The sequence below is a fragment of the Vescimonas fastidiosa genome, assembly GCF_018326305.1.
Classification (GTDB): Bacteria; Bacillota; Clostridia; order Oscillospirales; family Oscillospiraceae; genus Vescimonas; species Vescimonas fastidiosa.
In genome coordinates this window covers 750,368-763,864 of the sequence record NZ_AP023416.1, presented here as the reverse complement: position 1 = coordinate 763,864, position 13,497 = coordinate 750,368, and the positions used below count along the sequence as shown (strand labels likewise).

The 13,497-nt window shown below is 59.6% G+C and carries 13 protein-coding genes; 4 read left to right on the top strand and 9 right to left on the bottom strand.

Annotated features, from left to right (window positions below):
- Positions 1–5: 5 nt before the first annotated feature.
- The 7 genes from KI236_RS11005 to KI236_RS10975 form a co-directional block, all read right to left on the bottom strand.
- On the bottom strand, positions 6–311 hold the full coding sequence (locus KI236_RS11005; protein ID WP_212821845.1) for a ribosomal-processing cysteine protease Prp: 306 nt from the start codon (positions 309–311) through the stop codon (positions 6–8).
- Positions 308–2,206: a portal protein gene (locus KI236_RS11000; RefSeq protein WP_212821838.1), complete on the bottom strand. Its 1,899-nt coding sequence runs from the start codon at positions 2,204–2,206 to the stop codon at positions 308–310. The genes KI236_RS11005 and KI236_RS11000 overlap by 4 nt, the downstream gene beginning before the upstream one ends.
- Positions 2,207–2,852: 646 nt before the next feature.
- Positions 2,853–4,217, bottom strand: coding sequence for a phage terminase large subunit (locus KI236_RS10995; RefSeq protein WP_212821837.1), 1,365 nt, complete (start codon positions 4,215–4,217; stop codon positions 2,853–2,855).
- A complete protein-coding gene (locus KI236_RS10990; protein ID WP_212821836.1) occupies positions 4,205–4,585 on the bottom strand; it encodes a hypothetical protein in 381 nt (126 codons plus the stop codon). The genes KI236_RS10995 and KI236_RS10990 overlap by 13 nt, the downstream gene beginning before the upstream one ends.
- The gene (locus KI236_RS10985) at positions 4,582–4,746 is read right to left on the bottom strand and encodes a hypothetical protein (RefSeq protein ID WP_212821835.1); all 165 of its coding nucleotides are present in this window, start codon (positions 4,744–4,746) and stop codon (positions 4,582–4,584) included. Before KI236_RS10985 ends, KI236_RS10990 begins: the two co-directional genes overlap by 4 nt.
- A gap of 778 nt (positions 4,747–5,524) precedes the next feature.
- Positions 5,525–6,109, bottom strand: a complete 585-nt coding sequence (locus tag KI236_RS10980; protein WP_212821833.1) for a hydrolase — start codon at positions 6,107–6,109, stop codon at positions 5,525–5,527.
- A gap of 68 nt (positions 6,110–6,177) precedes the next feature.
- Positions 6,178–6,711, bottom strand: a complete 534-nt coding sequence (locus KI236_RS10975; RefSeq protein WP_212821830.1) for a ferritin-like domain-containing protein — start codon at positions 6,709–6,711, stop codon at positions 6,178–6,180.
- A gap of 125 nt (positions 6,712–6,836) precedes the next feature.
- On the opposite strand from KI236_RS10975, the gene KI236_RS10970 reads away from it, so the two are divergent.
- From KI236_RS10970 to KI236_RS10960, 3 genes are all read left to right on the top strand, one after another.
- Positions 6,837–7,850 carry a DUF3592 domain-containing protein gene (locus KI236_RS10970; protein ID WP_212821828.1) on the top strand — a complete coding sequence of 338 codons (1,014 nt, stop codon included), beginning with the start codon at positions 6,837–6,839 and terminating at the stop codon, positions 7,848–7,850.
- Between the two features lie 304 nt (positions 7,851–8,154).
- Positions 8,155–8,895, top strand: coding sequence for an ABC transporter ATP-binding protein (locus tag KI236_RS10965; protein WP_212821826.1), 741 nt, complete (start codon positions 8,155–8,157; stop codon positions 8,893–8,895).
- A complete protein-coding gene (locus KI236_RS10960; protein ID WP_337490809.1) occupies positions 8,892–9,821 on the top strand; it encodes a SufB/SufD family protein in 930 nt (309 codons plus the stop codon). The genes KI236_RS10965 and KI236_RS10960 overlap by 4 nt, the downstream gene beginning before the upstream one ends.
- A 608-nt stretch (positions 9,822–10,429) precedes the next feature.
- On the opposite strand, the gene KI236_RS10955 is transcribed toward KI236_RS10960, so the two are convergent.
- Together KI236_RS10955 and gap are read right to left on the bottom strand one after the other, a co-directional pair.
- The gene (locus KI236_RS10955) at positions 10,430–11,206 is read right to left on the bottom strand and encodes a GntR family transcriptional regulator (protein WP_212821824.1); all 777 of its coding nucleotides are present in this window, start codon (positions 11,204–11,206) and stop codon (positions 10,430–10,432) included.
- Positions 11,207–11,379: 173 nt separating this feature from the next.
- Positions 11,380–12,390, bottom strand: coding sequence for a type I glyceraldehyde-3-phosphate dehydrogenase (gene gap / locus KI236_RS10950; RefSeq protein WP_212821823.1), 1,011 nt, complete (start codon positions 12,388–12,390; stop codon positions 11,380–11,382).
- Between the two features lie 315 nt (positions 12,391–12,705).
- Between gap and KI236_RS10945 the strand changes: the two genes are divergently transcribed.
- Positions 12,706–13,494, top strand: a complete 789-nt coding sequence (locus KI236_RS10945) for a sensor histidine kinase (protein ID WP_212821822.1) — start codon at positions 12,706–12,708, stop codon at positions 13,492–13,494.
- Positions 13,495–13,497: the final 3 nt, after the last annotated feature.

Here is a 13,497-nt window from a genome sequence, read left to right as displayed (position 1 = left end):
TATCATCACTCCCTCATCGAGAGAAATGAACCCCCTGCTTCCTTCACTTCCACATACCGGGGAAACCGCCGCTGCAGCTGCTTGAGCCCGCACTTCACCAGCTCCGTCTCCTTTTCCGCGCCCCGCATGGCAATGCGCATATATCCCGGCCGCATAATAAGCTCCCTCACCAGGTTTTTCTCCTGCATCCGCTCCGCCAGCGCCAGCATCAGGGCCGATACCGCCGCGCACACAATGTCCTGTCCCGCCGGAGCATACCCTGCGTGTCCCTCCAGGGTCAGCCGCCCCGGCTCCGCCGTCACCCGTATCATCGGGGCCGCACCGCCTCCCGGGTGCTGCGGCGGCTGCGCTCCATGGCCGTGGTCTTTTCCTCCCGGTGCTTCCCGGCGCCGGTGCCGTCGGCAGCCGCACCGCCGGCGTATTCCCGGGCCAGCGTCTGCGCCAGATTAGTCCCCTTTGCCCGGTCCAGCACCTCCGCCGTCTGCAAAAGTCGTGTCCGCAGGCTCTCAATCTCCTTCTGCTGGGTCTGCCCCCGCCGGATCATGCCCATCACCAGGTCCTTGTTCTTAAAGTCCATCAGCTCCAGGCACCGCAGGGCCTGCTGGGCCATGTCGTCCCGGAAAAAGCCCATCTGGAAAAGCTGCAAGGCAAACTGGTTATACTCCATAGTCTTATAGGGGTTTTCCTGCTGGGCGGAAATCTCCAGGTCAAACACCGGCACCCGGTAAGAGACCTCCACCCCGTCGCTCATGGCCACCGGCTGCAGTCCGCTGCTGTCATAGCTGGCAAATTCGCCCCCCAGCAGGCGAAACTGCCGGGGCAGGCTGTAAAACTGCCTGATCAGCTCAATGCACAGCGTCACCACATCGGAAAACGCCTCGTACCCGTCGTCGATCATGTTCCGGGACAGCTTGCCTCCCGCCTCCTGGAGCGCCGCAATGGCCGTAGCCGCCGTCACGCCGGAGGCGGTGCCGCCGTTGGCCACATCCCGGTTGCCTGCGGTCTCCTTCATTTCGGCGATCTTACTCTGCAAAATCGCCACATACACGCTGTCCAGTCCCGCTGTGTGGATAGGTGCAATGGAGTCGCTGCCCAGGTTTCCGTTGGTGTGTACAAAGGGCTTTGTCCAGTCGGCGTATTCGTTTTCGTTCACCGCCCCGTCGGCCCGCACGAAAAATCTCGGCGTTGCCGCCGCCAGGGTGTTCTTGAGAATGGCCTGGTTCATCAGGTCGATCTGCTTCTGGGGCGATTTGCACAGGTCAATGTATCCGTACCCGCAGGGTGTCCCCTCCTCAGGAAACAGCACATCGAATACAAACGGGTATTTCCCGTGGTCGTACCACCCCCGCAGGGACATAGGCAGCCCCACCGGCACATTCTCCACTCTCGGCGTGCCGTCGGGCTCAAAGCCCGCCACCCTTTCCTCCGTGGGTACCTTCGTGTCGTTTTCCGTGGCGTAAAGCACCGTTTCTCCCACAAACTTGCAGTATTGCAGCACCCTTCGGCCTCCCTCCGTGGTGTGGTAGTACCAGTCCACCACCAGGGACTTGTCGGAGGTGTCCACGGTGTCGTCATAGAGAAACCGGCTCACCGTGAAGCTGCCGCCTCCCAGCTTCCCCTCCAGCTGCGGGTAGCTGCGCAGAAGCTGGGCATTGCTGATAAGCTCCGTAGAAAAGAAATGCTCGGAGTCCTGGATGTCCCGGACCCCCGGCTCCCAAAACAAATTCAAAAGGTCCATCCTGCGGATAGAGATGTCCCCCAGTCCGCCCAGCTTTCCTGCGTCCCAGAAAACGCCGTAGGCCGCGCACCCGCTTTTCAGCTTGTACCACCAGGCGTCGGAATAGGTCCGCTTAAACTGGTTCTGCTTCAGCACCACCGGCAAAATTCTTGTCAGCTTCGCCGCCTCCGCCCGGTCGCCCTCCTCCCGGGGCAGCACCGTGGGCTCTGGGTAGCAGTCCATGGCGTCTGCGTGCTTGGAGAGGAGGCAGTTCACCAGCCATGCGCTGGCCGGCTGGGGATCTCCGGGGTTGCCTCCCTGCCCGTTTTTCTCCATCTGCTGCCAGTGCCGCATTTTCCAGAACTGCTCGTTGTCGATGATGCGGCTCTCCAGATGTGCCTTCCCCTGCTTGTACTTTTTCAGGATCTGCGCCGCCCGGCGCACCTCCTCCGTGCCGATCTTAGGCTTCTGCAAAGTCATACCGTCCATGACTCAAACCTCCTTATAGTTCTCACCTATTCCCTCCCCTCCCTCTCCGTTGTCTCCCCCGTTGCCCTCTCCCGTGCAACACCCCAAAAATTCAGAAAATTTCACCCCGCCACACCTCCGTAGGGGCGACCCTTGCGGTCGCCCGCCCCACTGCCCCCCTTGCACCCCCCGTAGGGGTCGGCCTCCCGAACGACCCGCCCGGCCTTGCACCGCCCCCCCACGAAATGCATAGGGCGGGGTGCCCTCACCCCGCCGCCGACCACACTCCGCAGCTCTTGTAACCTGTCATTGCGAAGCCGGTGCGCACACCGGCTGTGGCAATCCGCATCCCCCGTCCTCAAGGCCCCCTTGCCTAAAAGGGGCTGGCACGGCGAAGCCGTGACTGGGGGATTCCGCTCTCCCCTGCCCCCCTTGTAACGCTTTCGTAGGGGCGACCCTTGCGGTCGCCCGCCCACCGCACCTCTTGTTGCGCTTCCGTAGGGGCGGGGTTCTACCCCGCCCGCGGGAGGGGCAGAGCCCCTCCCCTACGCACCCCATGATACGATTCCGTAGGGGCCGATGCCCACATCGGCCCGCCGTCCCGCCCTCTTGCAAAAAACTATGTCATTGCCACGGACGCAACGCACCCGTGGCAATCCGCCCCTACTCATCTCTTTCTCATATTCAGCGGATCATCCCCCAACGCCAGCTCCTCTCCCTGCCGCACGGGCCGAATGGGCCGCGCCATACAAAAATACCGGCACTCGTCCGCCACATGATCCTCCTGCCGTGTATCCAGGTCCTCCGGCTCGGTGTCGGAGAACATCAGCTCCGGGATCGTCCGAATAAAGGCCCTGCACCCACTGAATACATACATCTGCGGGTATCCCTCCCCGTCAAAGGCCATCCGGTAGTGCATCTGCATCCATCCCGGAATGCGCCGGTTGTCCCCCGGCGAAAAATACACCCGGTGCCGCAGAGCCGTTTCATATACACTCTCTCCCCGGCTGCTGTCCCAAATGGCCGGGTCCGCCACACCGCTGATGCTCCGTCCCTTCAGCCACGGGTGGGTGTCCTCGATCTCCCGGATTTTTGCAAACTGCTTCTCCGGTGTCCACCGGACCCCCTCGTTGGGATTCTCCGTGCAGCCGTAAAGCTCCAAAATCCGGTAAATGCACCCGTCAAAGTCCACCGCCCACCAGGCGCAGGAAAAGGGCTTTGCGTACCCGAAGTCATAGCTTCGGTAAATCCTCCACTCCCTGGGAATGGTAAACGGCTCAATAACATGGGTAAATCTCCGGTCCTTATAATGCTCCGGATCGTCCGTAAACTCCTGAAAGAACTGTCCCTGAAAGATGTCCCATTTCCCCTCCAGCCACGCCTCCCGCAGCTTCCGGGGCAGGGCCCTAAGCTGCTGCAAATACTCCGGCTGCTTTTTCAGCAGCGCCTCGTTGTCCGTCACCCGTGCCGGGATAAACACATAGTCCTCCCCGTTTTCCCCGGCCTGAAACCGCCGGTCAATAAACAGCCGCTTAATGTATCCATGCCCCGGCCCTCCGGGGTTGCAGGTGTAGTAAATGCGCTTGGGATAGTCGTTCACGCCCCGCAGGCACGCGGCAAACTGCCGCATCCATTCCTCCCGCAGCTGGGTGGCCTCGTCCAGGAAGATCACATCGTACTCCGCCCCCTGGTAGCGGTCCAGGTCTCCGTCACAGGCACAGTACCCAAAATCCAGTACACTTCCGTTGGGAAAAACAAACTGCCGCCCCGTGGCCCTGTACTCGGCGATCCCCGCCAGCTCCCGGCGCAAAAAGCGGATGTGGTTGTTTTCCAGTTCCTGATAGGTCCGCCGCACCAGCAGCAGCCGAATGCCCGGATAGCGCAGGGCCATGAGCTTTGCTTTCGTCCGCACCGCCCAGCTTTTCCCGCCGCCCCGGGCGCCGCCGAAGGCGATGTATTTGGCCCGGCACTGCAAAAACAGCTTCTGCTTCTCATTGGGTACCCCGATATGGAGGGTATTCACTCGCTCCACTGCTCCGTCTCCTCCCCCCACTGCACCCGCAGGCTCTCCGTCCGGTCCTCCCGGTCGCACTTAGCCAGCTGGTTCAGCTCCCGCACCAGAGCGGTCAGATCCCGGATGGTTTTCACATCCGCCTCCTGCTCCTCCAGCCGCTCCACCTCCCGCATCGCCGCGCTGTGGAGCTTCTGTGTCACCTCCCGCATAGCCCTCTGCTCCGGGCGCAGAAGCGGCTCCGTTTTTTCCCATGCCTCGTCTTTTCCGTGTCTGCAAATGGTCCGCTTGCTCACGCCGAACCGCTCCGCCAGCTCCTGATAGCTGCCCTCGCCCCTCTCGTACGCCCCGCGCACCTGCTCCCAAAAGGCCTTGCTTTTTCTGTTCATAGCTCCTCCCCCGCAATGAGCCGAAACGGCGCAAACCAATGCCCCGCAAACTCCTCCAGGCACTCTCTGCACACACACTGCCCGTTGATCTGGTAATATTCCGACCCCTCATAAATTTCCCCGTCACACCGGTCACACCGAATCCATTCTCTCTCCCGCATCTTAAAAATCTCCTTTCAAAAAACCTCTCTACCCTCCCCCAAATTAAGCCAAAAGTTTCCTTCCCGTTGCCCCTCCCCCGGCAACCCCCGCAAAAACCGTCTTCAATACCGCCTCCATGAAAAATAAAACTGTCATTGCGAAGCCAGTGCGCACACTGGCTGTGGCAATCCGCATCCCCCGTCTCCATGGCCCCCTTGCCTAAAGGGGGCTGGCACGACGAAGCCGTGACTGGGGGATTCTTCTTTCGCACCCCTTGTTACCCCTCCGTAGGGGCGACCCTTGCGGTCGCCCGCGGGAGGGGCAGAGCCCCTCCCCTACGCACCACAAGATACGCTTTCGTAGGGGCCGATGACCCTGTTGCGGTGCCCAAAATTTCTGCGCTGCCTTACGGCGGACGCTGGAAATTTTGACCGCGGCCACTCGCTCACTTCGCTGCTTCTGCCACTGGCAGCGCTCAGTTTGCTCCCCACATCGGCCCGCCCCACCGCACTTCTTGTTGCCCTCCGTAGGGGCGGACGCCTCTGTCCGCCCGTCGGTCTTGTGCTGTACCCCCGGCAGGGCACACGGGCCCTGCCCTACAAAATGCTCGGCTGTAGGGCGGGACCCATGTGTCCCGCCGCACACCGCACCCCATGTATAACTCCCTGTCATTGCGAAGCCGGTGCGCACACTGGCCGTGGCAATCCGCATCCCCCGTCCCCAAGCTCCCCAAAACGCAAAAAAACAAGGCCCCCGCAGGGACCTTGCCATAAAAAATATTCAGCTTCTATCAAACCCTCAAGCCTTCGCCAGCTCCTCCGCCACAAATGTCTCGCAGGAGCGCATGGCCTCCAGAGTTTTCTCCATCAGCACATCCAGCTCCCAGCCCAGGCGCTCGGCCCCGGTGATGATCACATCCCGGGAGCATCCGGCGGCGAACTTTTTGTCCTTAAACTTTTTCTTAATGCTCTTGAGCTCCATGTCCTGCACACTCTTGCTGGGCCGCATCAGCGCCGCCGCGCCGATAAGCCCCGTCAGCTCGTCGGCTGCATAAAGCACCTTCTCCATCTCCTCTGTAGGCTCCACATCACAGCAGATGCCATACCCGTGGCTGCACACGGCGTGAATAAACTCCTGGCTGCACCCGGCCTCCTGCAAAAGCTCCGGGGCCTTCACGCAGTGCTGCTCCGGCCACTGCTCAAAGTCGATGTCGTGGAGCAGGCCCACCGTGGCCCAGAAATCCGCGTCCTCGCCATAGCCCAGCTCGTTTGCATACCAGCGCATAGCGCCCTCTACGGTTAGGGCGTGCTGAATGTGAAACGGCTCCTTGTTATACTTCTTCAGTGCGGCCAAGGCCGCGTCTCTGCTGATACACTCTTTCATAAAGGGCGTCCTCCTTGTATTGATTTTGCCCTATTGTATCAGCAAATTCCCCATTGCGCAAGACCTATTTATTGAATCGGTATTAGTTTTTCCAAAAGCCCCAGCACCTGCCGTGCGTGTCGGTATTCGTCCTTGGAAAGCTCCGAAAATATCTCCCCCAGGCACTCGTCCGTAGTCTCGTCTCCGGCCCGGCGATAGTTCAGTCCCCCGCAGCTCTCCTGGTGATATCGCAGCCGCAGCAGCTCTCGCCAGGACCCCGGGCATTTCTCGCACCCGCCGCTCACCGCCGGGCAGTACACCTGTCCCGTCACCAGATAGTATACCCCCATGAGCTTTCGGGCGTGTCCCCCCTCCTCCGCCGCCAGCCGCCGCATCACCTGCCGCGCCGCGGCATTCGGGGCCATCCCTGCGCAGGCCAGATAGCTCCGCCGGTCCGCCAGCTCCTCCTCAATAAAGCCCTGTATGACCTCCACATCCTCCCGGGCGTTCACCCCCATGCAGCACACATTCACCGCGTCCGCCTCCGCCGGGTAAGGCTGCAAAGTAGGGTTCACCCTCTGCCAAATGGCCCTTTTCTGCTCCACGGTCTGTTCCGTATCCATACCGCATCCCCCTTTCCGTTTTCCGTACAGTGTATGCGCCCGCCCCGAAATGCTTTACATTTTTCCGGAAATCGGTTACACTTATTTTATATATAAATGACGGCATGGAGCAGGAGATCATAAAAATGTGGAAGCAATACAAAACATTTTTCGCTCGTTTTCGATTCATAGGCTATGTGCTGATGATCGCAGGCATCTACCTGATCGTGAACGGGATCAAGGACTATGCAGAGCAATCCCGCCAGAACGACTGGCTCACCACGCAGGCAACGGTCACGGATGTCTCCAGCCATGTTGTCCGCTCCCACGGGAGCGGTAACAGAAGCAGTACCTATTACACCCTCGTATACGAGTATACAGTGAATGGGGAAAACTATACCGGCAAATCGGGACAGCTGTCATCGCCCCGTTTGGTGGGGGATGTCATCACCGTGAAATACGACCCGGAGGCGCCGGAGGAGAGCACGACCACCCTCTCTCCCCATACCCGTGATCTGGTGGTTCTTCTGGTTTTGGGAACGGCCATTGCGGCGGTGGGGGTTTACCTCTCGGGAGTGATCGGTCTGGTTCGTGAGCTTCTGCAAAAGGGACGCACGGGGAAACCGAATGAATCGGTTTCGAAGACAGACACAGGGTTTGATTCATCGGCCATTGCAAAGATCCCGGCGAAGCAGTGGGTTCCCCGGCTTGCGGCTTGGCTACTTGCGTTCGCCGCCGTTGTCCTGTTCGTGAAATTTTTCCTCACATCAAATATCGCAAGCCCGGACGAGTTTCGCAATGCCGCCGTGTCTGCCGGGTACGCCGCCGCAGACTCCACGGAGGATCTCCGCGAGAGCTGGGGCGTCGGTTCCATGCTGAGCCGCTCCGTGTCCGTGTACGAGAGCTCCCTGCGGCTGGATCTATGCAAGATGGATTCCGCAGACAGCTGCCGCCGCTTATATGCCGGCATGACCCTCCCGATTACGGGCGAGGTGACGGAGAGCAATACCCTTTCCCATCAGGTCTATGCCGTTGACACCCCCACGAATTTTTCGGCGAAGATCTGCATTGGGCAGATGCTGCTTTATGTTTTTACCACGCAGGAGGACAAGGCCGATGTGCTTGCGTTTCTGGAATCTGTGGGCTACTGGGACGAATAAAAAGTATAGAAAAGGAGCGCCCACCAGAAAGCTCCAGCAGCTCAAATACGCCGTCACCGTCTCCGAGTGCGGCACCATCCGCATCCCCCGTCCCCCAAACACCTTTCCTCTCCTCTCATAAATCCCTCTCCCTCCGGGAAAAATAGGTAAAATGCCCCTGCGTCCATTGCTTTTCCCTGCGCAGTCTGTTATAATAATGAAACCAATTTGTCGATTTTCGTATTTTGTTGCAATTATCACATCCATTTTGCGGCAAAAATTGGTATAGTATCCCCGAGAAAACCTCAAAAGGAGGAATTTTTTCATGTTAGAGCTGAAAGACATCTGCTATCGTGTCTCCACGCCGGAGGGTGAAACAGACATCCTCAACCACATTGACCTGACCATCCCCGACCATAAGCTGGTGGTGTTCACCGGCCCCAACGGCGGCGGCAAGACCACTCTGGCCAAGATCATCATGGGCCTGGTCCGCCCCACCGGTGGTCAAATCCTCTATAACGGCCGGGACATCACGGACCTCTCCATCACCGACCGCGCCCGTCTGGGCATCAGCTACGGTTTCCAGCAGCCCCCCCGCTTCAAGGGCATCACCGTTCACGACCTGCTGCTTCTGTCCGCCGGCAGTGAAAAGCTCTCCAAGGACCGCTGCTGTCAGTACCTGACCCGTGTAGGCCTGTGCGCCAATGACTATCTGGACCGGGAGGTAGATGTCTCCCTCTCCGGCGGCGAGGTCAAGCGTATCGAGATCGCCACCATTCTGGCCCGGAACAGTCAGCTTATGATCTTCGATGAGCCCGAAGCCGGCATTGACCTTTGGAGCTTTGCCCGCCTCACCGAGACCTTCGAGCAAATTCATAACGAGGGCCGCTCCACCATGATCATCATTTCCCACCAGGAGCGCATCATCCAGCTGGCGGACGAGATCATCGTGGTCTCCGGCGGCGCCATTGCCCACCGGGGCACCACGGAGGAGATTTTCCCCCTGATCCTGGCGGACACCCTGGGCAGCTGCCCGGTACTGGAGAAAAAGGAGGCCAAGCTATGATTACCGACATTGACGCCAAGCTGCTGGAGAAGATCGCAGACCTCACCGGCAAGCCCGTAGGCGCCTTCAATATCCGCAAGGACAGCGGCTGCGAGGCCCGCCAGTCCACTGAGCACATTGAGATCACCCCCAAGACCGACGGCAAGCAGGGCATCGACATCCGCATCAAGCCCGGCACCAAGGGCGAGCAGTGCCACATCCCCGTCATCATCAGCAAAACGGGCCTTTCCGAGCTGGTGTATAACGATTTCTATGTAGGCGATGACTGTGATGTGGAGATCGTCGCCGGCTGCGGCATCCATAATTCCGGCTGCAATGAGAGCCGCCACGACGGCGTGCATACCTTCTATATCGGTAAAAACAGCCGGGTCCGCTATTCCGAAAAGCACTATGGCGAGGACGCCCCCGGCGAGACGGGCCGCAATGTGATGAACCCCCAAACCATCGTCCACCTGGGTGAAAACTCCACCATGCAGATGGATACCGTCCAGATTCGCGGCATCGACTCCACCAAGCGCGACACCCGTTTTTACTGTGATAAGGGCAGCGAGGTGGTGGTCACGGAGCGTCTGCTGACCCATGGCAGCCAGGAGGCCGAGAGCGATATGCATATCGAGCTCAACGGCGAGGACGCCAAGGGCCGTGTCATTTCCCGCTCCGTCGCCCAGGACGATTCCCGGCAGGTGTTCCACCCGGTCATGGTGGGCAATAGCCAGTGCTTCGGCCATGTCCAGTGCGACTCCATCATTATGGGCCACGCCCATATCGAGTCCATCCCCGCCATCACCGCCAACTGTCCCGACGCCCAGCTCATCCACGAAGCCGCCATCGGCAAGATCGCCGGTGACCAGCTCCTGAAGCTGGAGACCCTGGGCCTCACCCCCGAAGAAGCCGAAGAAACCATCCTCAAGGGCTTCCTGGCCTAAATAGCATAAAGGCAGCGCCTCCGCGCTGCCTTTTTTGCACCTCTCCCCACCGCACCACCAATAACCCGTCCGCCCACCCGGATTTGCCCCGTATTCCCTTGTAACCTTCCGTAGGGGCCGATGACCCTGTTGCGGTGCCCAAAATTTCTGCGCTGCCTTACGGCTGTCGCTTGAAATTTTGACCGCGGCCACTCGCTCATCTCGCTTCATCCGCCACCGGCGGCGCTCGATTCGCTCCCCACATCGGCCCGCCTTACCGCACCCCTTGCAAAACCCCCTGTCATTGCGAAGCCAGTGCGCACACTGGTTGCGGCAATCCGTCCCCCCGTCCTCTCGGCCCCCTTGCCTAAAGGGGGCTGGCACGGCGAAGCCGTGACTGGGGGATTCTTCACCACATCGCACTCCTTGTAACCCTCCGTAGGGGCGACCCTTGCGGTCGCCCGCCCGGACTCGTACCGCATTTCATGCAATGTGTCATTGCGAGGCCGGTGCGCACACCGGCTGTGGCAATCCGTCCCCTCGTCCCCAAGCCTTCCCGCCTAACGGCGGATTCCCCTGCCCCTGCAAAAAATCCGCCCCGCACTCCCGTGCGAAGCGGATATTTTCTTTCACCTGACCGTCCGATTAAAGGTCATATTGTTCTTCTGCATATGCACATCCAGCGTCACCCGGTCGCCCCGGATATAGCTGCAGGTGTACTCATAAATGCGTCCGTCCTCGGTGCGGGTACGGCGCTGGTGGTAAAAGGCGCAGCTCCCCTGGGGCACCCCCAGCAGGTTCGCCCGCACCTCATCCAGCACCACCGCCTCGTAGGTGTCCTCCGCCGCGGCGGGGGTAATGCCCACATGGTACAGGAGACTGTAAAAGCTGTGGGTCTGCACCAGCTCCCGGGTCAGGTTGGGATAGATGTACTGGGGATAATAGCTGGTTTCCAGGATCAGCGGCTCCCCGTCCACATTACGCACCCGGGTAAAGCAGTAGACCTTGGTGCCCTCCTGCAGCTGCATTTTCCGGCTCACCTCCGGAGGCGGCACCTCAATGCCGAAGTCCACCATGGTAGACGAGGGGATCTTACCCATGGAGGAAATCTCCGTGGTGAAGGAGTAGCGCACGCATTTGGCCCGGGCATTGGGGTCGGCCACGAAGGTGCCCTTGCCCCGCTTGCGCACCACCAGTCCCTCCTCCTCCAGCTCTCCGATGGCCTGTCGCACGGTGTTGCGGCTGATGTTCATAGCCCGGCACAGCTCCGCCTCCGAGGGCAACAGGTCCCCCACGCCCAGCTCACCGGAGGAAATGCTCTGCTTAATAATGCCCACCAACTGGCTGTACAGGGGGATATTGCTGTCCATACTCAGCCGGTTGGTCAAAATGGAATGGTTCTGCATAGCGGTTTCCTTTCCTGCGCTCAAAAGTATACTTAACCCTGGATGGCGGCAGAGCCGCCATCCAGTCTAAAAAAGCCTCGCAGAGTTTGCCGCCCGCCTGCGGCAAAATTATGCGCGCAGCAGACTGCAAGCCTTTTGTCGGAAAATTCCGAAGAAATTTTCGACAGGGATTTTTATTTGTGGTCTACGGAATACATATGCTCAATGAGGCACAGCAGCTTGTCAGAGTAGCCCATCTCGTTGTCGTACCAGCTTACCACCTTCACAAAGGTGTCCGTCAGGGCGATACCGGCCTTGGCGTCAAACACAGAGGTGTGGGGATCGCCCAGGAAGTCAGAGGACACCACCGACTCATCGGTGTAGCCCAGCACGCCCTTCAGCTCGCCCTCGGAGGCCTCCTTCATGGCGGCGCAGATCTCGTCGTAGGTGGCGGGCTTCTTCAGGTTCACCGTCAGATCCACAACCGACACATCCAGGGTAGGCACCCGCATGCTCATGCCTGTGAGCTTTCCCGCCAGCTCCGGGATCACCTTACCCACGGCCTTGGCCGCGCCGGTGGAGGAGGGAATGATGTTGCCGCTGGCCGCCCGGCCGCCCCGCCAGTCCTTCAGGGACACGCCATCCACGGTTTTCTGGGTGGCGGTGATGGAGTGTACGGTGGTCATCAGGCCGTCGGCGATGCCGAACTTGTCGTTAAGCACCTTGGCGATGGGTGCCAGGCAGTTGGTGGTGCAGCTGGCGTTGGACACAAACTGCATATCGGAGGTATACTTATCCAGGTTCACGCCCGTCACAAACATGGGGGTGTCGTCCTTGGACGGGGCAGACATCACCACATGCTTGGCCCCGGCGGCAATGTGGCCCTGGGCCTTCTCCTTGGTCAAAAACAGACCCGTGGACTCAATGACATACTCTGCGCCCAGGTCCTTCCAAGGGAGGTTCGCGGGGTCACGCTCGGCGCTGACGGGGATGCGCCTACCGTTAATGATAATGACGCCGTCCTCCGCCTTCACCTCTCCGGTGAACTTGCCGTGCATAGAGTCATATTTCAGCATATAGGCCAGGTAATCCGCCGGGCACAGGTCATTGATGCCCACGATCTCGATTTCCGGGTGCTCCAGGGCCCGGCGCACCACCATACGGCCGATACGGCCAAAGCCGTTGATACCAACCTTAATACTCATTATAAAATTCTCCTTTCGGGTGGAATATCCTAAACATATGGTACATTCTGTATTATATTCGATTTTTTTTAAAAATGCAATCCCCACTTTGTAAAAAATAATGCCCGCCCTTTCAAAAAATTATTCGTAATTTCGTCAATATTTCTCATCAATGTTCTTGCCTTTTCGGTCTCTTTTTGCTATGATGTGTTAACGGAAACCGCGATGTGTTAACGGAAACTATACACAAGCCCTTTTCCCTGTGCAATTTCCCACGCCCCCGCACGGGATATTTTCCTCTTTCCCTCAAACACTACCTATGAAAGGAGGCTTGGTATGGACTACACACCCCAGGAGGTGCAGCTCCTCACCAAAACGCTGCCCGGCATCGCCGCCCAGCTGCGCGGCACCCTGGCTAATATGCACGCAGCCCTGTCCTCGGGAGATACCCCGGACACCTGCATTCTGCGTCAAAGCTATTACCGCCTGCTGCGCACCGTCACCAACCTCACCGACGCCTCCCTGCTGGCGGAGGATTTCCCCCTGCCCAAGCAGGACATGGATCTGGTCCTTTTTATAGATGACCTGTGCCGCCAGGCCCAGCCCCTTTTGGAGCAGTGCGACCTGACCCTGTGCGCGGACCTCCGTCCCCGGCACCTCATCATGGGCTTCAACGGGACCTATACCGCCCGTATTTTCTGGAACCTGCTGTCCAACGCCGCCAAGTTCACCCCTGCCGGGGGTCAGGTGCGCGTCACCCTGCTCCAGCAGGGGAGCCAGGCCCTTTTGCAGGTGTCCGATACCGGCTGCGGCATTGCTCCGGAGCTTCAGGACACGGTGTACGACCGCATTTTCCATGCAGGCCGCATGGACCCTCCGCCCCACGGTCTGGGTCTGGGCCTGAGTCTTTGCCGCTGCTTTGCCCAGCGCCAGGGCGGAAGCCTCCTGCTCCGTTCCACCCCCGGCCAGGGCACCTGTGTCACCGTGTCTCTGCCCGCCCGGCGCTGCGGTGCCGCCGTGCAGGATGTGCCCTTCCACTATGCCGGCGGCTTCCAGCCGGTGATGATGGAGCTTTCCGATGCCCTGCCCTACGCAGGCTTTGCCGAAAAAAATCTGAATGAATAGAGC